Below are 21,631 nucleotides of genomic sequence, written 5' to 3'. Positions count from 1 at the left end.
CGGTACTTTTTTATCCATAATTTGCAAAATTTTGTAAGAATTCGACCGCTTGCACATTATATTACGCTTTTAAAAATTGGATAACCGAGTTTAAATCTCTTGTTCGCTTAGAAGGAGGTAAACTTTTCAAGAAGGTTTGCCCGTAATTACGCATCACAAGACGAGAATCACAGATGATTATCACCCCTCTATCTGTAACATCACGAATTAAACGCCCCACACCTTGTTTGAGTGTAATCACCGCCTCTGGAATTTGGATATCATTGAAAGGATCGCCCCCTTGTAATTTACAATCTTCCATTCGGGCTTTGAGTAAAGGCTCATCAGGCGAAGTGAACGGCAATTTATCAATAATCACAAGGGAAAGATCATCACCTCTCACGTCAATACCCTCCCAGAAACTTTGGGTTGCCACCAGCACGGCATTATCTTCTTTTACAAACTTTTCTAATAAACGGCTTTTGCTGGTTTCGCCTTGCAGTAGCACATTCAGCGAACTATGTTCTCGCAAGAAATCCGCCAAGCCACGCATCATATAATAAGAAGTGCAGAGTAAGAAACAACGTCCTTTGTTGGCTTCAATCACAGGTTTTAATAGCTGCCCCAACGCCGTGAGGGTGTGGGATTTATTGGTATCCGGTAAATAGCGAGGCACGCAAAGCAGCGATTGATTGTGGTAATCAAATGGACTTTGCAACACTAACTGTTCTGCATTTTCGATGCCTAATCGTTGGCAGAAATGCTCAAATGTGCCGCCTACTTCGAGGGTTGCTGAAGTAAACACCCAACCAATTTGCTGATTTTTCAATTGCTCGCCAAACTTATCCGCTACCGTCAATGGCGTGATGTGTAAACCAAAAGATCGCCCATTTGCTTCATACCAATAGCAATAGCCTGTTACTGTTGTGTCCATCAATTTTTTAAGACGAACTTTCACTTCCGCCAATCGCTCAAAAATTTTGTCTAAGGTTTCCGAACGACCGAGTGATTTTTTCACCACCTCACTTAAAAAATCAATGTTTTCAGCTACTTTTACCAAGCCATCAACCACTTTTTTATCCCGAAACAGATCACGCAAATTCCCTCGAATTTGCCCTTCTCCGCCCATTAATAAACGGAAATCTTGCACCACTTTGGTGAGATGATCCGCCGCTTTACCGAGTTGTGCGGCATCTTTTAATTCCGTGCGATAAACAATGTTGGTGTCTTTACAAATATCAAAAAGCTGGCGAGAAGAGAGCGATTGCCCGAAATATTGGCTGGCAATGTCCGGCAGTTGGTGGGCTTCATCGAAGATCACCAATTCTGCTTCGGGGATCAGCTCGCCAAAACCGGTTTCTTTCACCGCCATATCAGCACAAAAGAGGTGATGATTAACCACAACCACATCCGCTTCCATCGCTTTGCGGCGAGCCTGCACAACATAACAATCTTTAAAATGCGGACAATCTGAACCCAGACAACTTTCGGTGGTACTCACTAGCTGCGGCAGAATTGGGCTATCTTCAGCAATGGTAATACATTCGCTTAAATCACCTGTTTTGGTGGAATTTTGCCATTTACTGACTTTTTTCAAATCCGCCAACACAGATTTATCGCCCAATACGCCCATTGCGGTAACTTGATCTAATCTCTCTAAGCAGAGATAGTTTGCTCTGCCTTTAAGTAAAGCAATCTTGCCTTTGTATTTAAGAGCTTTTTGAATGGTGGGAAGATCTCGGTTAAACAGCTGATCTTGGAGATTTTTTGAGCCAGTAGAAACAATGGTTTTCTTACCTGAAAGCAGTGCAGGCACTAAATAAGCAAAGGTTTTGCCCGTTCCTGTTCCCGCTTCTACTACCACAGGTGTTGCAAATTTTACCGCTTTTCCGACCGCTTGTGCCATTTCAAGCTGAGCTTTGCGTGGGCGAAAGCCATTAATATTCTGGCTAAGCAAACCATCATCGCTAAAGGCGTGGAGAATTTTATCGTCGTATTTTGTCATTGAAAATAAGTAAGCGGTTGAATTTGCAAAATATTTTACAAAAACAACCGCTTGTAGAATAGTAATTTATTTAATTTCCTAACAATAGCCCATCATCGCTAAGTTGTTCGTGGCGATTTTTTTGGAACAGTCGTAGCAAATCTGACACGTCCATTTGCTTACGCTGTTCTCCCGAAACATCAAAAGCCACTTGCCCTTGATGAAGCATTACAGTTCTATCGCCGTAATCTAACGCTTGTCGCATTGAGTGCGTTACCATTAGCGTAGTTAATTTTTGCTCTCGAACAATTTTATTCGTTAGTTCCATCACAAAATCAGTGGTTTTAGGGTCAAGAGCTGCAGTGTGTTCATCGAGTAATAAAATATTAGAAGGCTGAAGCGATGCCATTAAAAGGCTAACCGCTTGGCGTTGTCCGCCTGATAATCTTCCCATTTGGTCGGTGAGACGATTTTCCAAACCTAAACCAAGCAGCGAAAGTTTGTCTCTGAATATCTCTCTCATTTGGCGTTTAATCGCAAAACCTAAACCACGCTTACCACCACGCTGATACGCCAATGCCATATTTTCTTCAATGGTTAAACTTTCACAAGTGCCCGCCATTGGATCTTGGAATACTCGAGCAACTTGATTTGCTCTCTGCCACGTTGTGGTGTTATTGACTTTGTTACCCTGGATAATAATCTCGCCACTATCAACGAAACAATCACCACTAATCGCATTAAGCATTGTCGATTTGCCTGCACCGTTACTGCCAATCACAGACACAAATTCGCCTTGTTCTACTTTAAGCGATAAGCCTCTTAATACTGGGTTTTCAATAGCCGTGCCTTTATTGAAGGTAATGAATAAGTTATTTAATTCGATCATCTTAACCTCTCTTCCCTGCCAATTTTTGCTTAATTCTTGGTACAGCCAACACAATCACAACTAATAATGCCGTAATTAAGTTAAGATCTTGCGGACCAAAGCCAATGCCGTTTAAAGTATCGTTATTTAACGCAAGAGCGATAAAGAAACGGTAAAGTACCGAACCAATAATCACGGCAAAAGTGAGCCAAATAATCCGTTTTACCGAAAAAATAGCCTCACCTATAATCACGGCAGCCAAGCCGATCACAATTGTTCCCACGCCGATAGAAATATCCACACCGCCGTTGCTTTGCACATATAACGCACCGCCCAACGCAATTAATGCATTAGAAATCGCCATACCTAAAATCGTCATTTTATTAACCGCAATGCCTTGAGCTTTCGCCATTCGGCTGTTTGTGCCTGTTGCTCGAATAGCTAACCCTGTTTCGGTTGCAAAAAACAGGTCAAATAAGCATTTCACGATCACGACTACCAGCAATGCCATCACCAGTCTAACTAAAGCTAATTGCAGATCGCTTTCAATTGGCATTACATCATAAATAGTTGTTTCGCCTAGAATCGCAATATTCGGCATTCCCATAATACGTAAATTAATGGAATAGAGAGCGATCATCATCAAGATGCTGGCAAGCAATTTCTCGATTTTAAAACCGATATGCAAGCTTGCCGTAATCATACCAGCTACCGCTCCCGCTAAAGTGCCGTATAGCGTTGCTAACCAAGGATCAACTTGATTTAAAATGCTAATCACACAAACTGCTCCACCAAGTGGAAAACTGCCGTCTGCGGTTAAATCAGGGAAATCTAAAATTTTGTAGGAAATTAATACACCTAGTGCGACAAGAGCGTAGATTAAACCGAGTTCTAACGCACCAATCCAAGTAATATTCGTTAAAAAGGCACTTAAAAAATGAATAATAGCGTCCATCTGTACTGTTATTATGATTAGTTGATTGAGAAATGCACTACTATAGTAGTACAAAATTAAGGGGCATTTTACGCTATTTTTGAAATAAAATCAGCTAATTATTTGCTTTTGCAAATTTTCAATGAAAATTATTCACAATCCTCGTAAGGATTGTTCACTGCTTCGCAGCCGTTGGCAAAGCCAACGTTCAAAACGCAATGCTTTTTGTGAACGCTTGTTATGCTCAGAATCCTCACTTTTATTGAGTTATCTCAAAATTCATTTATGGGAGAGGTGTAAAATATGCAGAAAATTTTGTTGTATCAGGTGAACTATGTTAAACAAATGGTTTTTAGCAAAAAATACCTTTCTCGCGGTCAAACCTTTTAGTGCGTTAAAAGATGCTTTCAAGGCAGGTTATACCCAAAAACATCTCATAAGAGATATTATCTCCGGCTTAACCGTCGGTGTCATTGCTATTCCACTTTCAATGGCATTAGCTATTGCTAGTGGAGTGCCTCCTCAACACGGTTTGTATACAGCAATTGTAGCGGGTATTGTGATCGCTTTAGCAGGTGGTTCTCGCTTTAATATTTCAGGGCCGACAGCGGCTTTTGTGGTTATTTTATACCCCGTAACGCAACAATTTGGATTGAGTGGTTTACTAATAGCAACAATGCTTTCGGGCATTATTTTAGTCTTAATGGCGTTACTACGACTAGGTCGTTTAATTGAATATATTCCATTGCCCGTAACGCTTGGTTTTACCTGTGGGATCGGTATTGTGATCGCCACACTGCAAATTAAGGATTTCTTAGGCTTAACCATTGAGAAAATGCCAGAGCATTATCTCGCTAAGGTTGAAACCATTTTCTCTGCTTTACCTACTATCAGTTGGGCTGATACTTTAGTTGGCTGTGCTACACTTTTAATCTTAACCCGTTGGCATAAATTACGCTTACCTATTCCAGGGCATCTACCTGCTGTATTCATCGGCACATTACTGTCGCTACTGCTTATCCATCTCGGGCAAAACGTGGCTACTATTGGCTCTGCATTCCAATATACGCTACCAGACGGTACCACAGGCTATGGTATTCCAAGCGTTTTACCGGAATTTATCCTACCTTGGAATATTCCTAACTCTGAAGGTAATCTTATTAATTGGAACTTAACTACTATTCAAGCTCTACTTCCGGCTGCTTTTTCTATGGCTATGCTTGGAGCGATAGAGTCGCTATTATGTGCAGTTGTTTGCGATAATATGACAGATACCAAACACCATTCCAACAATGAGTTATTAGCACAAGGGTTAGGTAACATTGCCTCGCCATTTTTAGGAGGAATTACAGCAACTGCGGCAATTGCCCGCTCAGCAGCCAATGTGCGTTCTGGTGCCGTATCACCTATCTCTAGCGTAATTCACGCCTTACTCGTGCTTTTTGCCTTGCTCTTTTTCGCTAAAGCCCTCTCTTATTTACCCCTTTCCTCAATGGCAGCATTATTGCTTATTGTGGCTTGGAATATGGCGGATCTACCACAAATCATTCAATTAAGTCGCCGTTCAGGTAAAAATGAAATTGCGGTATTACTCACTTGCATTACCTTAACCGTACTCTTTGATATGGTAATTGCGATCACTGTGGGCGTATTACTGGCAAGTCTGCTCTTTATTCGTACCATTGCGGAAATGACAAAATCTTTTGAAATAGCTCACCCAAGTGATTTAGAAGATGTGTTAGTTTACCGCATTAGTGGTCCACTCTTTTTTGCTGCAGCAGATAATCTCTTTGCGGATTTGCACGACAAAACAGTCCACACGGATCGTGAAATCGAACATATTATTTTACAATGCGATGCGGTAACTGTGCTTGATACAGGGGGAATTCATGCTTTAACCCGTTTTGTTCAACATATGTTGCCGCATCAAAATCTGCACCTCTGTAATGTGCAGTTTCAACCGATGAGAATGCTAGTTCGTTCTCAAAAAACGGTAAGTGAAATTCAACAGATTCATTTTAGTAGTGATTTAGAAATGGCTTTTGAGAAAATCCGAACTGGATTATGATAAGACTGAATAGCAAAACAAGCGGCCATATTTCTTCCGAATATTGCAAATGCAAAAAATTCTAAAAATATGACCGCTTGTAGTCTGTATATGTGTTAGTCTTTTGATAAGATCTCTTTTAGGAACCTTGCAGTATGGGAGCGTTTGTCTTTAGCTACTTGTTCCGGTGTGCCTGTGGCAATAATCTCGCCACCGCCGCTACCGCCTTCAGGACCTAGATCAACAATCCAGTCTGCGGTTTTGATAACATCTAAATTATGTTCGATCACCACAATCGTATTGCCTTGATCACGCAAACGATGTAACACGCCAAGCAGCTGTTTGATATCGGCAAAATGTAACCCTGTGGTTGGTTCGTCTAAAATATAAAGGGTTTTGCCTGTATCACGTTTTGAAAGCTCAGTGGCAAGTTTCACACGTTGTGCTTCTCCACCTGAAAGGGTAGTAGAAGATTGACCTAAACGGATATAAGATAACCCAACGTCCATCAAGGTTTGTAGTTTACGAGCAATCATCGGTACCGGTGCGAAAAACTCTCTCGCCTCTTCCACCGTCATTTCTAACACTTGGTGAATGGTTTTACCTTTATAGCGAATTTCAAGGGTTTCACGGTTATAGCGTTTGCCTTTACAATGATCGCAAGGTACATAAACATCTGGTAAGAAGTGCATTTCAACCTTGATTACACCATCACCTTGACAGGCTTCACAGCGACCACCACGCACATTGAAACTAAAACGCCCTACGTTATAGCCTCTTGCCCGTGCCTCTTGCGTACCTGCAAACAATTCACGAATTGGGGTAAATAGCCCCGTGTAAGTAGCTGGATTTGAGCGAGGGGTTCGTCCGATCGGACTTTGATCGATGTCGATCACTTTATCAAAATGAGCTAAACCATCAATAGATTCATAAGGGGCAACATCGCTATTTTCTGCACGGTTTAACGCATTTTGAGCGAGTGGGAATAAAGTATCATTGATTAGGGTTGATTTACCCGAACCAGACACCCCCGTGATACAAGTAAATAGACCCACTGGAATTTCCAACTTCACTTTCTTCAAGTTATTGCCGCTTGCTCCTGAAAGAGTTAAGACTTTGGCTGAGTCGTAAGCCACACGTTGGGCTGGAATTTCAATTTTCTGTTTGCCTGAAAGAAATTGTCCTGTTATTGACTCTTCAATCTGCATAATTTCTTTAGCCGTTCCTTGTGCGATCACTTGCCCACCGTGCACCCCTGCACCCGGTCCGATATCCACAATATGATCAGCGGCTCGAATAGCATCTTCATCGTGTTCAACCACAATCACGGTGTTACCTAAGTTACGCAAATGAATAAGCGTATTTAGCAAACGTTCGTTATCACGTTGGTGCAAACCAATGGAAGGTTCATCTAACACATACATCACGCCCACTAAACCAGCCCCAATTTGACTGGCAAGACGGATACGTTGTGCCTCGCCACCTGAAAGGGTTTCCGCCGAACGAGAAAGCGAAAGATAATTCAAGCCCACATTTACCAAGAACTGTAAACGCTCACGGATCTCTTTTAGAATTTTTTCCGCAATTTTCTCTCTTTGCCCTGATAACTTAATCTCCTCAAAGAAAGCCAACGCCTCGCCAATACTTTTTTCAGATACCATCGGTAGGTTAGTTTTATCAAGGAAAACATAGCGAGCTTCACGGCGTAAACGAGATCCTTCACACTCTACGCAAGGGCGAGTGTTAATATATTTTGCTAATTCATCTCGCACTGAGTTAGATTCGGTTTCTTTATAGCGGCGAGCCATATTCTTCAACACACCTTCAAAAGTGTGTTTGCGTTTAACTTTATCGCCCCTGTCATTAACGTAAACAAACTCAATCTCTTCTTTTGTGCCATTTAGAATAAGATTTTGATGCTTTTTCGATAACTGTCCGAATGGTGTTTCTAAATCAAAACCGTAGTGTTCAGCAACGGCTTTAAGTAGCCCGAAATAATAAAAACTACGGCGATCCCAGCCTTTAATTGCTCCTGCAGCTAATGAAACATCGTAATTTTGTACCACTTTCTTTTCATCAAAAAACTGCTCTACGCCTAAGCCATCACAACTCGGGCAAGCTCCAGCAGGGTTATTGAATGAAAATAAACGTGGTTCTAATTCTTGTAATGAATAGCCACAATGCGGGCAAGCAAAGCTCGATGAAAAGACAATTTCGTCCGCATTTGGATCATCCATATCCGCAATAATCGCAGTTGAGCCTGATAAATCTAATGCAGTTTCAAATGATTCGGCTAAACGTGTTGCAAGATCATCTCTTACTTTAAAGCGATCTACCACTACTTCAATGGTGTGTTTTTTCTGAAGTTCTAATGCTGGTGGGTCTGATAAATCACAAATTTCGCCGTCAATTCTGGCACGCAGATAGCCACTAGCGGTCAAATTTTCCAATAATTTTACGTGTTCGCCTTTACGATCTTTTACTACTGGGGCAAGCAACATTAACCTTTTACCTTCAGGCTCTTCTAGCACCCTATCCACCATTTGCGAAATAGTTTGCGCAGCTAACGGCACATCGTGATCAGGGCAACGTGGTTCGCCCACACGAGCAAACAATAAACGCAGATAGTCGTGGATTTCCGTAACCGTTCCCACCGTTGAGCGAGGGTTGTGAGAAGTAGATTTCTGCTCAATCGAAATCGCAGGCGAAAGCCCTTCAATATGATCGACATCAGGCTTTTCCATTAAAGAAAGGAACTGGCGAGCATAGGCAGAAAGGGATTCTACATAACGGCGTTGCCCCTCTGCATAAAGAGTATCAAAGGCTAGGGAAGATTTACCTGAGCCGGAAAGCCCTGTGATGACAATAAATTTATCTCTCGGTAAGATTAAATTGATGTTTTTTAAGTTGTGGGTTCTTGCTCCACGAATATCAATATGTTGCATATTTCCTATATCCAATTATGTCTAGCTCTATTTTCTAAATTTTCGAGCATTATCGCATATTTTGATAAAACTGTACAAAATATCAGTTTTTCTGTGTTCAATAAGCCAATTTTCGGGTAGAATACTCCCGATTTTTGAAATAAAAACACAGAGGATTTTATGGCTGGTATCAATAAAGTAATTATCGTGGGTAACTTAGGTAACGACCCAGAAATGCGTACAATGCCAAATGGCGAAGCGGTTGCAAACATTAGTGTTGCAACATCAGAAAGTTGGACAGATAAAAACACAGGCGAACGTCGTGAAGTAACAGAATGGCATAGAATTGTATTTTATCGCCGCCAAGCAGAGGTTTGCGGTCAATACTTACGTAAAGGCTCACAAGTTTATGTGGAAGGTCGTTTAAAAACCCGTAAATGGCAAGACCAAAACGGACAAGATCGCTACACTACCGAAATTCAAGGCGATGTATTACAAATGTTAGGTAGCCGTCAAGGTAACGATATGGGCGGTCAGCAAGGCGGTTGGGGTAATTCAGCACCTGCGGGCAATAGTTATAATCAAGGCAATAGCAATTATGGCTATAACCAAACGTCAAGCTCAGCACCGCAGCAATCTAAACCTACTCCACAAGCTGAGCCTGCAATGAATAACTTTGATGATGATATTCCGTTCTAATCATTAATCAATTTAAACGCAAATCCGATCTGCACGCCAAAAGTTGGAGTAAACCAACTGATTAAGGTGCAGATTTTTATTTTATCTAAAATCTATTATAAATTTATTTGAAGCAATTTTAATTTTGGTTGTGCTTATTATCACTGATGGTGCGAGCATTCTCGCTCATACCAAACAAGCGGTCGATTTACTGCTAAAATTTGCAAAACATTTAACATAATTAACCGCTTGTAACTAAATATTAAATAGCACTAGCGTGGACAATAGCACTATCAGGGTTAGAAAAGCCTAAACCAACAAGTATTTATTCTTTACGTTGGGTTTTCGCAAGCTCAACCCAACCTACGTGTATCGTGTGAATAAATGTTTAAATGAATAAATTCTCTTGATCTTAATCTAAGCTTAATCTTTTCCAAATTATATTCATTTATCATGGATACAATATTTATAATAAACTCATAAATATCATCATCTAGCAAAGAAAAATTAATAAACAATATTTTTTTCTTCCAACAAGTCAATATATCCCAAAAAGCATCTAAATTACGACCAAAGAAAGCTCCAAAATCAACTTGCTGGGTTAATTGTTCATAAAAATCATGGGGTGATTTTATTTTTTGTAAATCTATCACTACTTCCATTTACCAAGCCCTCCGATAGTGCAAGCGTCCTCGCTCGTACCAAAACAAGCTGTCGATTTGCCGATAAAATTTGCAAAATATTCAACATAATTGACCACTTGTAACTAAATATTAAATAGCACTAGCGTGGACGTTAGTGGTATAGGAGTTAGCAAACTTAACTGAACAAGTATTTACTCATTATTATTTCTCTCCTTTTCTTTCATTTTCTTCAGTTTAATGAATGAATATATTTTTGCTCTTATAAGTACCGCAACAAAGGCAATAGCACTTATCTTGAAAGTCTCTATAAATGCATCATCAAACCAATACCATCCTCCATACTTAAAATATCCATAAACTGACAAGCCAATAAACTTCAGCAAAAAAACTAAATATATTAAAATAAACATCAATATCCAATGAAGAGCCCCATTTTTTTTCATTATTGACTCTCCATTAGATTATTAATTCTTTCTAGTGAATTCTTAATTTCTTTACTTCTACTCTCTAAATCTCCTACATATTCACCAGCATATCCGCTCAGTACTTGACCAACATTACTATTAAGTGAACTAAATGGCTTATTGACTACAAGTGAAGCAACTGCTCCAAAATAATCTTTTCCTAAACTATTTCCACTAGGATCTTTTGATAAACTCGTTACTGTAGCAATCCCAAGATTTATTCGTATTTGGTTGCTTAAAGATTGATTTCTCGTTAATACACCACCTCCAAATGCTCCTATTGCCTCATAAGGATTGATCTCTTGCCCTCCTATAGAAACTTTATAACCAGAATGAACGCCTAATGCTATCGTTCCATCTGTAACCATTCCTGTTGTATTTGGATATTTAGCTGCAAATTCGCCTATTTTATTAGCAGTCTTCTGTGCAGCAGAGGAAACACCTTTAGCTGCATTGCTAGCATATTGCACGCCTTTTATAACTAAACTATTCCCCCCCTGTTCCTACCACAGAAACACCTGTTGCCAAAGATTCACTTAAACGCCCCTGAACACTTCCTGAATAGTTATACACTTTCTGTGCTTGAAGTTTTAAATCAGAATAATCTGGCTTCATTTCTGATGAATTAGCTGGTGCATTCAATAATTGTATTTGTTGAGGAATATTTCCATATTCTTTTACCCATTTTAAAAGTAAATCTTTTCCTCCTTCTGATAATGTTTCTGGCTGAGTTTTATAAATATGTAACAGTCTGTATGAAACTTTATCTTTCTCTAATAAATATTGCACCCTAATTGATTCATCTTGCGTCAGAACTTTTTTCTTCATTAATCGTTCAAGCTCTGCATATTCAGCTTGAGATAAGAAATTATGATCCACCGCATTCTTCCCTACCTCTTGCCCAGTTTTCATCGCTTGAGCCGTTGATAGGGAATTTCCTCTACTTGCTGATAACCCACCAGCCAATCCAGCCGCAACTTGGCTGAGTTCCGATACTGTCCGTTTCTCCGCTTCCGTTAGGTTTTCAGATGTTTTGCCGAAAAGACTTTGAGAGATGATGTTAGCCCCTACTTCGCCCGTTACCGCTGCCGCCGCACCTGCTCCAGCTTTACCGCCTTGTGTGTAAGCCTCCACCGCTCCCCAAAGGGCGTGGGCAATCAGATTAGCGGCTTCGTTGCCTTCGGTTTCCTGTTTGATTTGTGTGTTGATATAAGGCGAAGCTGCTCCAGCAATAACGCCTGCTGTTGGGCTGCCACCTAAAGCTAAACCAACCGCATTGGTTACGGCATCGACACCTTGTCGGTAAGCTCCGCCCGTTTCCCATTCCTCCGCTTCTTGTTCTAGCTCTCGGGCTTTGGTTGTGTTACCTGCTGCTTTCGCCTGTTCAGCTTCTGCCCGTTTGCTTTCAGCGTGGCTCGCCACTTTTTCATTAATGGTTGCCATTGTGATAGTTTGGAACTCGCTTAGGGCTTTTACTTGATAATCTAACTCGCTTTGGAGTTTGGTTTTATCAAAATTATTTATTGATAAAATAATTATCAATAATATTTTAATCACAAGTTACATACTCCTTTGTCCCATTTAGGATTTTGATAGCCACATTCAGCAGGAGTTAAATGAACATACCCTTTTTTAATCATACAATGATAAAAAAGGTCTGACTTTTCAACAGTAGTTATACTTTTTTCATCATAATCACCATGTTTACCACCACAAGTAACAACATCTTTCCAACGTTGTTCTGAATTTGTTTTTCCTAAACTGTATGGCTTTTGATATCTGGATATTGAGGGAAATATATCTCCTTTATCTATAAAGCAATTAACCATCTGTGGTGTATAAAGACACCCATTAGAATAGAAACAGCCATTTAACAAAAATAAAAGACTCAAGTATAATTTTTTCATATTATTTCCCTCCCAATTTAAATAGAACTTCCATAAAATCTGAAGAAATCGCATCACTAACAGCAAAAGGAGCTGCAACAGGAATAGCCACAACAGTCGTTACAGTAGAACCTATTTGCTGTGCTATATTTTTATTTTGCAGAGTATTACCTTTATCATCATACCAACCCCAGATCTGTCCACCTAACATATCGTGAGTTCCTGCAAAAGATTCTACGGTATGATCGGATAAAGAGCTTATAGAATATGGAAAGCGTTTAAAATACAGATTCCATTCCCCTTCAACTGACTGAAATCCTCCTGTTTCACCATATAGACTAGATGCTCTTTCGTTTTGTTTTGGATCAATAGCATCACTTAATGTTTTACCTCCTTTTCCAATAAAACTAATAGTTCCATCATCATTATGAGTACAATTTCCCATACCACTATTGCAGATTACATCCAAATCAATCCTTACACCCCCAAGCTTCACACCATCAAAATAACCACTATCGTAGCTGTCATTTCTGAGAACCTGCCCTGTTTTCTCGTCTTTAATTCCACCGAATAAACGAGAATTTTTTAGCGTTTCTTCACGCATTTTTGTTGCTGCAAGTTGTAGTGTCCCTTGTGTAATGGCTACATCAGGTGTTCCCGCAATAATCCCTACTGTTGTTTCTAACAAACGCTTCTGATACTGTAATTTATAAATTTCTTTATAAAGTTCATCTTTCTCAGCTTCTGTTTTAGCAAGTTTTACTTTCTCTCGCAATTCAGCTTGTTTTGGTAAAACATACTCATCTATAGTAGAAAACGCATTTTTCCTAAAATCTTCGGTTACCTTAACTTGGATATTTAACTCTTTAAGTACTTTTTCCTTGTCAAAGCGATTTTCTAATTTACCCGAACGGCTTTCTGCTGTTTCGGTAGTAATATCTGTCTTAATCTCTTCCTTAATTTGCTCAATATTTTTACCTGTTTTCTCTAATTGCCCTTGTTCATCTCGAATAATCAGATTTTGTGTGTTAATTCCAGATATTGTTCGGCTTGATTGACCATTTTTATCTGAGCCAAATCCAATTGAAATATCTCCTGTCAATGAATCCCAGCCATGAGCTAAAATTGGTTTATTAGCTTTATCTCCTAATTTAGCCTCTGTTATCTGATTACCATTGGCTGTCTGATAAAGTTTCTCACCATTTTCATTCACCGCCTGCTTATTGCTCTGAGCAATTCCTTTATCACCAAACGGCGTATCAAAATTCGCTGCCGCACTCGCACTTACGCCGACAGCACCGCCTTTATGGCTGGATTGGTTTTCAATATGGCTATAGCTCAACGTACCTGTACTAAATTGGTTTTTGCCCTCGTTTTCAGCTTGTGTCGTTGAAGTTACCAATCCACCTTTCAAGTCTGAGTGATTGGCAATATCAATGTCATAACCCTCATCCCCTGCAAATATCCCTGCCTGTTGCTTCACGCTTGCATAATTCGCGTTCATTTTCGAGTTGCTATAACCCACACTGCCCGAAGCTCCGTAGCCGACGGTGAGTTGCCCTTGTACGCTCTCTTGTTTTCCCTTATAGCTCATTGTGTCTTGCAGACTTTGAATGTTGAGGTCTTTTGCCTTCACTTCAACCCGTTTGCCCTGTACCTGTGAGCCGATAATGTTCGCAGTATTACCGCTGTCAATCTCGGTTTTACTCAATTGACTACCCACTCGGCTACCTACCCACGCTTGGCTTTCACCATTGCCATAACCTTTTGAGGTGTTTCCTCCTGCCGTTACCCCTAGCGTTGGACTACCTGCTCCACCAAACTGAACAGCAACACCTGCATTAAAGCCACCGGATTTGTTTTCACTTCGCTCTAAGTGGTTTTCATCTATCGCAAGTATATTTACATCACCTTGTGAAGACAGTTTTGTCCCACCTTTGCCTCCTACATCTGAGCCGATAACATTAAGTACAGAATCTTTTCCTGCACCCTCTGTTCTAATACTCACTTTTCCACCTGCATTCACTTGGCTTTTCTCAACATTATGACCTTGTGTGTGTTCACTCTGCGTGCTTGTTTGACTACCGTAACTAACGGATAAGCCTATATCTTGACTCATCGCTTGCATCGGGTTTTCGCTTATCGCTTCCGCTAGTTTACCCACCTGCTCCGCCGTTCTCCACCCCTCAACACCAGCATTCACCGCTACTAACGCATTAATACGGTCGTTTTTACTGCTACCCACCGATTTTGCAGAATTTACGCTTTTTTCGACCGCTTGTATCGCATTCGTTACCGGTGAACTCACCGCAAACGTGAACCCTTTCTGTTGTACCGTCCGTTTATAGTTGCTTTCATAATCGGAACGAGCAGCCGTTACCGTCGCTGTTTTAGCCAAAATATCAACATCGCCATCTCTCGAAGCTACCACACTGCCCGTTTGTTGGTAATGGTTGCCTGCATAAATCGCTGTATCGCCACTTAAACTCCCTACCTGGCTACGTGCCGCACTTTGTTGCCTGCGGTCTTGCTCTATCTGCTCTTTCTTAGACCCTATCGTAAAACCAAAACCGCTACCCAGTAAGCCCGATTTTTTACTCATACTCAGTTCGTCTTGGTAATGCGTATTCACATCAGACACAATAGACACATTATTCTTGCCATAAATAGCCAACGCTTCATCGCCCACCACCGAGGAGCTCTTAACCACAACATCGCCTGATGACGAAACTACTTTTACCGTTCGTCCGTCTATATTACTGCCTACCGCTTCACTGATATCGTGTTCGTAACGGTGGACTGACGTCGTTTTACTGAGCAGCCCTCGACCGGTTGATTTTCGACCCGTTTCTAATGTTTCTTCCGCTCTGCCGGCCTCAATTCGCACATCGCCTTTGCGTGAGCCTAATAACACTTCCCCTGATTCACTGCTGATATCCGATTGACGAACTGTGAGGTTGTTGCCACTCACTGCTCTAATCCCCCCTTTCGCAGAAATAACATTCCCCACTTCAGCACTTTGGTCTAAGCGGTAGTAGTTATCAGCATCACCATTGTAATGCTCTCGATTTTGGGTTTTGAGCGTGGTAATCTTAAGCGAATTCTCCGTATCAATATCCATCGTACCTGCACTATTAAGCGAAGCCGCTTTTATGGTGATATCACCTCCGCTAATGCTTAACCTGCCGTTATCGCTTGTTAATTTCACACTTGCAAGCCGGTCTAACTGGGTGCGAACAAAAGTGCCCTCTTTATTCTCTGAATGGCTTAGGGTGCTGGCAATCTCTACCCCCTTTCCTCCATAAAGCGAAAGGGAATCCACCGCCTCAATCTTACCGCCTAAGTTAATTAAGGTCTGTTGTGCCGATAAATCCACATTCTTACCTAACACAACACCTCTGTTTTCAAGCTGGTTGCTGTGTAAACGGGTTAAATCTAAACCTGCAATCACACCGCTGTTTTCCACCTTATCTAAACTACCGATAATTTGATTAGCAGAAATAACCGACCCTCGAGAGGTAATATCACTATTCCTCGCTACTAAATAAACCTGTGGCACAAGGGCAGTAACTTTTCGACCATCGGCAAGGGTGATTTCTTTATTCACCAACCAAACCATATCCGTTGTAAGTTCTGACATCTGTTTCGCGGTTAAACCTACACCAATAGCGAGGTTAAATTGTTGAGCGTATTTCACCCCACTATTCATTAACGCTTTGTATTGCTCTAAATCATCGTTGTAGCCGGCAATAAAACGTCTGCCTGTTAATTGGTTGATTTGTTCGTTAATCAAGGTTCGCTCATAAAACCCATCGCCCAAGCGTTTATGCACGTTATCGTGGTTGTGACGGAGCTGTTCAAACATATAATCTGAACTTAACCATTTTCGACGGTCTGTAAATTTAGGGTCAGTTTCAACAATATAGCCATTCGTTGCATCAGGGTTGATTTTGTATAAACTTGCCTGCGGCAAATTCACATCTGCTAAATGGGTTTTGATGGTTGGCATTTCTAACTCGCCTAGTTTATTCGCATCAAAATTATCAGCAGTTGTATCTAATTTGCCGACAACTTGCCCTGAATCAACGATAGTATTTTTATCTTGATCGTTAATAGTTGGTGTAAGTTTAATATTTACCGTGCCGCTGTTTGGGTTGGTATCAGATCCTGTAATGTTTACTGTGTCTAAGAATACATTTTTGGCTTTGGTTTGTTCATCAACTGTAGCATTAGATGAAATTGGGGTGCCGATGGTGTTTAGCACTAAATCAAACTTAATCGTCTTTGGTGGTTCCTGATCAATATCCTTTTTAATCTTTTCATCAAAGAAAAAACGTTTAGTTTTCCATTTTTTCGGTCTATATCTATCCTGATAATAACGATAAAAATAACCGTCATTATGGATATTCATAGTCGCTTCCAGATCTTGATTAATCAAAATCCCTTGATTTGAATTAATTTTTTCATTTGATTCAGTAATTTCTTTGTTATTGAAAAATAGCTTTCCTCCAATCATAAGTTGGCTATAGAGGTTTAAGGTATTTCCACTATTCAAATTCAAATTTCCACCTACCAAAAATTTAGCAGGAGCTTGATTTTGAATTTCTGGAATATATTTAGTTTGAGTATATTGTTTCCTTTGCCAATATTCGCCTCTTGAAGCTACTTCATTAGCTCTAGTTTTATCATAAAACTCAAATACTGCTCGTTTACGGCGTTGTCCACTATTGTGTTCCATTTTTCCATCAACACCATTTCTATACCATTCATTAACTATATGAGTAGTACTATTTTCTCTGCCGTATAGATCAAACTCTTCTTTTTCTTCACGTATTGTAGTGCTAATATGAATATCTCGATTTTCAATTTTCTGAGCATTAACTGTAGAATTACCTAAAAATTCAATTGTTGCACTTTCATTTTGAATTAAATTTGCATTACCAATAACGTTCCCATTTTCATCAAAACTATTTCCTATATCAGCTTGACCTAATGATAAAATATATGATCCATCACGATTGATTAGAGTATCTATTCCAAGAGCTAATCTTTCCCTTGCCGCAATAGTGGCAGAGCTGGTTTTTCCATCAATCGTTTCGGCAAGGTTATCTACATTTTTTGCTTTAAGTGAGAGATGATCGCCATAGATCCGCCCTGTGCCAATATTGGTAATTTTATTGGTATTTAGTAATGTTTTCTCGCCATCAATCAAACCTCTATTGGTAATCTCTTTCGCATTTAATTTGCTATTTTTTGAGGAAATTTCACCGCTTGCAGTATTAATAATTTGATTGGCAGAAAGGGTTGCACTATTACCAATCAATAAAGCAACATTATTGGTAAAATCGCCTTGCGTACTAAAATCAAGATCATTTCCCACTTCAAAGGCTTTATTTAAAGTAAAGCTATCTTTTAAACGAACAGTTAAATCCCCTTGCGTTTTAATTGAGCCTTCCTGTTCCAACGTTTTTGCCGTTAAGTTAAGGCGATTTTTCGCTTGAATTAAGCCATCTTGGTTGTTAAGGCTTAAATTGCCATTATCTTTGATGGTAAGTATATTGTCTGAAAGCACTTCGCCCTGTAAATTATTCAAGGTTTGATTAACCGTTACCGTTGCCACATCAGCCACATAAACACCACCTTGCTGATTAGAGAACGTATTGCTGTTTAGTGTTAGTTGCCCTGCTTGAATTCCTTGTGTTGGGGCTTTATCTATGGTTTTTCTTTTCGTGTTTTGGTTATCTAGCTGCTCTGCATTTAACGCAAGCTGAGTTGTGCCTAAAATCAATGAGCCTTTATCACTCACAGCAATATTATCAATCGCTTTCGCATTCACTTCTGCCGTTTTTGCGGTAATTGAGCCAGCTTTATTGTCAATTTGTGCTGCATTGAGGGTTAAATTGCCCTCACTATTTAAAATACCTTGTTGGTTATGAATATTAGTATTTACCGAAGCTTCTAATTGTTGATTAGAGTGAATAAATCCTTGTTCGTTATTCAGCGATGAGAGGTTATTTAGAGAGAGTTTATCTACGCCGATAATTCCTTTATTTTCAGCTTGTGTATTACTGTTATCAATTTGGTGTTGCTGCGTATTAATTTCCGTTTGTTTGGCAGAAATTAGCCCTGCTTGATTATCTAACTTACCGCTCTGAATGTTTAAGGCTTGATTAGCAAACAATGTACCATTGGCATTATCCAGCGTTGATTGGTAGGTATTAATAGCAAGAGAAGCTGTTTTGCTGGCAATAATCCCATTCTGGTTAGTAATGCCCTGTTTGGCTTCTAGTGTGAATGATTTTTCTGCTTGTAAACGGCTATTTTGATTAATGACTTTATCTGTAGTGAGAGTAATTTCATTTGCACTAATTTCACTATTTTGGCTTGAATTAAGCTCCGATAAAGCAAGCGTTGCTTTACCTGCGGTAATCAATCCATTTTGTTGTGATAAATTTTTCGATTGAATATCAAGATCACCGCTAATACGAATTTGCCCGCTATTATTAATTATTTCGCTTGTATTGATTTGAGCATTATTAAAACCGATGATATTACCCATCCGGTTATCTAGCATTTTTGTATTTAATACTAAATTCTGCTGAGCGATAATACCTTTATCTTTTTGGCTAGTCAGCGTATTTTGATTATTTAATGTGCTATTATTCGTATCTAGGCTAATATTATTCGCCGTAATAAGACCTTGCTCATTAGATAATGAACCACTTCGTACATTCAATTGTTGAGCCGCAACAATTTTACCCGCTGTATTATTTAGCTGATGGTTATGCGTATTTAACTGTAAATCCGCAGTTTGGCTAGCAATAACCCCACCAATATTAATTACATTACTACCTGTTGTTATATAAGCCTCTTTTTTCGCAATAATACGGCTATCTTGATTATTCAATTCGCCTTTAGTAGTAAGATTAAGTTGTTCTGCAAAAATAAGGCTATTTTCTGTTGAAGAAAGCGTGTTTGAATTTAATTGTAGATTTTGAGCTTCAATAGTTCCTTTTTGCTGGCTAATTTCACTCACAGTTAAATGAGCGTTCTGATCTGAAGAAACTATGCCTTTGTGGTTTAACAGGGTATCTGCATTAATAGCTACACTATGTTCGGCACGAATAGCTCCTTCTTCATTATTGATTTGAGAAGTGGTTAAACGAATATTTTCACTGGCTATTTGCCCTTTTGTATTATCAATTTCCTGACTGTCTAATAACAATTCCTTGCCTGCAATAATGCCTTTATAGGCTGAGTTCGTATTTTTGTTACTTACTAAGCCATTTTTAACTTCTATGTCTATTTTTTGTTTAGCATAAATTAAACCGCCATCATTGTTTAAATGTTGGCTATTCAGTGTGAGATTTTCGCCTGCAAATATTTTCCCATCAGCTGAATTCAAATGTTCTTTTAAATCCAAAGAAAGGGATTTTCCACTACTGAGCGTGCCTTGTCGATTTTCTAGTTGCTTAGCATTAATAAAAAAATTACCTTGTGTGCTAAACTCGCCCCCTTGTGTATTAACACTCTCCCCCCTTAAATGGAAATCTTGCTCGCCTGCTTGTTTCCATACTGCATTTTGAGCATTTAAGGCTTTTTGTGAGGTATTTATCACATCTGCGGTTAAAAAACTGCCTTGTGTAGAAAGTACGCTTGGCGTAGTTAAATGAATTTGTTCTGCCGTTAAACGGGCGTTATTTACCTGAATATCGCCCGATTTGGCTCTATATTCAATCGAATGTGCGTTATTTTGGCTGAGGTTAGCGTCAATTTCTGAGGCAGCGATCGTGATGTTGCCAGAAGCAACATTTTTCCCCTGAGCAGTTGTTTTGCCTGAACTGTTAAGTTGAACGTTTTTTCCGTTTGCAGATTTATCTTCTAGTTTGCGGGTTTCGCCTTGTTCGGTATCTTTTACCTCAACACCTGCCGCAATTAATGAATCTTTGGTGGTGTGAATAGTCGCTGCCGTGTAGGTAATATTACCCTTCGCTACCGCTTCACCACTTTGCTGAATTTGAGCTTTGGCATTTTTCTGAATATTACCTTTGCGTGCCACAATTGAGCCGTTGTTTTGAATATCTGCCTGAGAGTTAAGTTGAATATTGCCCTGCTTGTTTTCAATCTTACCTTTGTTATCAATGCCTTTGCTTGCATTTAAACTAACAGGGGCTGCGGCATTTAATGTGCCTGTATTGACAATTCTCCCTTGAGAGTCAATTTGTAGCGTATCTGCGCTCGCTCCAATATGCCCTGCGTTTCGTACGCCCACGCCTTGTTCTGTACCGATTAAGTGAATTTTGCCTGCATACATTCCTCCCAGTTTGCCAACATCAATCGCAAATTGTGGCTTAGTCTCCTCTGCAAGCGGTTGTTTTGTGCTGATAATTTGCAATTTTTTATCAGAATCTGACCGCTTGACGGTGTTTTTCCCTGTAATAACAGTGGTTTCTTTCTTAGACCAAATCCCTGCATTAGCTTGGGTTTCTCGGGCAATGATGTCGGTGTAGTCCACTCGACTGTTATCCATCCCTTTGCCCGATACTTTTACTTTTCCTTTTTCCACCACAAAGCTGTCCAGATTGCCGTGCTGAATTTGTGGTTTACCGGTGGTAAATGTCGCTCGATCTGAATTGATAATGCCACAGCCTTCGCAATGTAAGCCCGAAGGATTGGCAATAATCACATCAGCTTTTTTACCTGCTACTTCTACATAGCCTTTCATCACACTTGGTTTGTTAGAATTGACCTCATTTAAAATCACTTTTGCCTCGCCTCGTGCAAGGTAAGGGTTGCCTGTAACTTGCCCTGCCAGCTGAGTTTGAGTGTTAGTGCGGCTGTTGTTGAGAATCGCTCCTTTCTCCGCCACATCAAATTGCGAGTATTTATTGTGGGAAAGCCCTTTGTCATTCGGGGTTTGGATATTGATTTGCGGCAATCCGTTTGCGGTGGAAAGAATAATCGGCTGCTGACTTTTCTGAGCAGAGTTATCAGCTTGAATAATCAAGGTTTCCGCTAATGCATTTTCTACAAACGACACAAAGCCTAAAGCACAAAACAGGCTAAATACAAGCTGTCGTAAATTACAAATTTTATGCAAAATCTTACCGCTTGCTAAGCCCTCACGTTCGGCTTTCCCTTCACTTTTTGCTAATTCTGAAACAACCACTAAGCGTTGCAGTGTTTTACTGAAAATCACACGGAAACATTGTTTGTTCATTTT

General features: G+C 39.9%; 12 protein-coding genes. 2 read left to right on the top strand and 10 right to left on the bottom strand.

Annotated elements, in window-relative coordinates; translation table 11 throughout:
- Positions 1-61 precede the first annotated feature (61 nt).
- From A6B40_RS00715 to A6B40_RS00705, 3 genes are all read right to left on the bottom strand, one after another.
- Positions 62-1,984 (bottom strand): ATP-dependent DNA helicase, encoded by a 1,923-nt coding sequence (locus tag A6B40_RS00715; protein WP_176671265.1) that lies wholly within the window; start codon positions 1,982-1,984, stop codon positions 62-64.
- Between the two features lie 70 nt (positions 1,985-2,054).
- Entirely contained in the window at positions 2,055-2,852 is a 798-nt protein-coding gene (locus tag A6B40_RS00710) for an ABC transporter ATP-binding protein (protein ID WP_176671264.1), read from the bottom strand.
- Position 2,853: 1 nt separating this feature from the next.
- Positions 2,854-3,786, bottom strand: a complete 933-nt coding sequence (locus A6B40_RS00705; protein WP_025217109.1) for an ABC transporter permease — start codon at positions 3,784-3,786, stop codon at positions 2,854-2,856.
- Between the two features lie 313 nt (positions 3,787-4,099).
- Here A6B40_RS00705 and dauA point away from each other — a divergent pair, with 313 nt between their 5' ends.
- On the top strand, positions 4,100-5,833 hold the full coding sequence (gene dauA / locus A6B40_RS00700) for a C4-dicarboxylic acid transporter DauA (protein WP_176671263.1): 1,734 nt from the start codon (positions 4,100-4,102) through the stop codon (positions 5,831-5,833).
- 95 nt (positions 5,834-5,928) lie between these two features.
- Here the strand turns inward: dauA and uvrA are convergent, their stop codons facing one another.
- Positions 5,929-8,757 carry an excinuclease ABC subunit UvrA gene (gene uvrA / locus A6B40_RS00695; RefSeq protein ID WP_176671262.1) on the bottom strand — a complete coding sequence of 943 codons (2,829 nt, stop codon included), beginning with the start codon at positions 8,755-8,757 and terminating at the stop codon, positions 5,929-5,931.
- Between the two features lie 159 nt (positions 8,758-8,916).
- Here uvrA and A6B40_RS00690 point away from each other — a divergent pair, with 159 nt between their 5' ends.
- The gene (locus tag A6B40_RS00690; protein ID WP_176671261.1) at positions 8,917-9,435 is read left to right on the top strand and encodes a single-stranded DNA-binding protein; all 519 of its coding nucleotides are present in this window, start codon (positions 8,917-8,919) and stop codon (positions 9,433-9,435) included.
- 332 nt (positions 9,436-9,767) lie between these two features.
- On the opposite strand, the gene A6B40_RS00685 is transcribed toward A6B40_RS00690, so the two are convergent.
- The 6 genes from A6B40_RS00685 to A6B40_RS00660 form a co-directional block, all read right to left on the bottom strand.
- Positions 9,768-10,076, bottom strand: coding sequence for a barstar family protein (locus tag A6B40_RS00685; protein WP_176671260.1), 309 nt, complete (start codon positions 10,074-10,076; stop codon positions 9,768-9,770).
- Positions 10,077-10,249: 173 nt separating this feature from the next.
- Entirely contained in the window at positions 10,250-10,501 is a 252-nt protein-coding gene (locus A6B40_RS00680) for a hypothetical protein (RefSeq protein WP_176671259.1), read from the bottom strand.
- Positions 10,501-10,992 (bottom strand): hypothetical protein, encoded by a 492-nt coding sequence (locus A6B40_RS00675; RefSeq protein WP_176671258.1) that lies wholly within the window; start codon positions 10,990-10,992, stop codon positions 10,501-10,503. The genes A6B40_RS00680 and A6B40_RS00675 overlap by 1 nt, the downstream gene beginning before the upstream one ends.
- A gap of 16 nt (positions 10,993-11,008) precedes the next feature.
- Positions 11,009-12,079, bottom strand: coding sequence for a VENN motif pre-toxin domain-containing protein (locus A6B40_RS10120; protein WP_236966871.1), 1,071 nt, complete (start codon positions 12,077-12,079; stop codon positions 11,009-11,011).
- The gene (locus A6B40_RS00665; RefSeq protein ID WP_176671257.1) at positions 12,076-12,429 is read right to left on the bottom strand and encodes a hypothetical protein; all 354 of its coding nucleotides are present in this window, start codon (positions 12,427-12,429) and stop codon (positions 12,076-12,078) included. Before A6B40_RS00665 ends, A6B40_RS10120 begins: the two co-directional genes overlap by 4 nt.
- A gap of 1 nt (position 12,430) precedes the next feature.
- A complete protein-coding gene (locus A6B40_RS00660; protein ID WP_176671256.1) occupies positions 12,431-21,628 on the bottom strand; it encodes a two-partner secretion domain-containing protein in 9,198 nt (3,065 codons plus the stop codon).
- Between the last annotated feature and the right edge of the window lie 3 nt (positions 21,629-21,631).

The organism is Mannheimia varigena, from assembly GCF_013377235.1.
GTDB classification, from domain to species: domain Bacteria; phylum Pseudomonadota; class Gammaproteobacteria; order Enterobacterales; family Pasteurellaceae; genus Mannheimia; species Mannheimia varigena.
Note: the sequence above shows the minus strand (reverse complement) of the source record. Positions and strands in the feature narration are given on the sequence as shown.

Coding starts and splice junctions, on each gene's coding strand:
- A6B40_RS00715 (WP_176671265.1), bottom strand. CDS start 1,984: ATGACAAAATACGACGATAAAATTCTCCACGCCTTTAGCGATGATGGT.
- A6B40_RS00710 (WP_176671264.1), bottom strand. CDS start 2,852: ATGATCGAATTAAATAACTTATTCATTACCTTCAATAAAGGCACGGCT.
- A6B40_RS00705 (WP_025217109.1), bottom strand. CDS start 3,786: ATGGACGCTATTATTCATTTTTTAAGTGCCTTTTTAACGAATATTACT.
- dauA (WP_176671263.1), top strand. CDS start 4,100: ATGTTAAACAAATGGTTTTTAGCAAAAAATACCTTTCTCGCGGTCAAA.
- uvrA (WP_176671262.1), bottom strand. CDS start 8,757: ATGCAACATATTGATATTCGTGGAGCAAGAACCCACAACTTAAAAAAC.
- A6B40_RS00690 (WP_176671261.1), top strand. CDS start 8,917: ATGGCTGGTATCAATAAAGTAATTATCGTGGGTAACTTAGGTAACGAC.
- A6B40_RS00685 (WP_176671260.1), bottom strand. CDS start 10,076: ATGGAAGTAGTGATAGATTTACAAAAAATAAAATCACCCCATGATTTT.
- A6B40_RS00680 (WP_176671259.1), bottom strand. CDS start 10,501: ATGAAAAAAAATGGGGCTCTTCATTGGATATTGATGTTTATTTTAATA.
- A6B40_RS00665 (WP_176671257.1), bottom strand. CDS start 12,429: ATGAAAAAATTATACTTGAGTCTTTTATTTTTGTTAAATGGCTGTTTC.
- A6B40_RS00660 (WP_176671256.1), bottom strand. CDS start 21,628: ATGAACAAACAATGTTTCCGTGTGATTTTCAGTAAAACACTGCAACGC.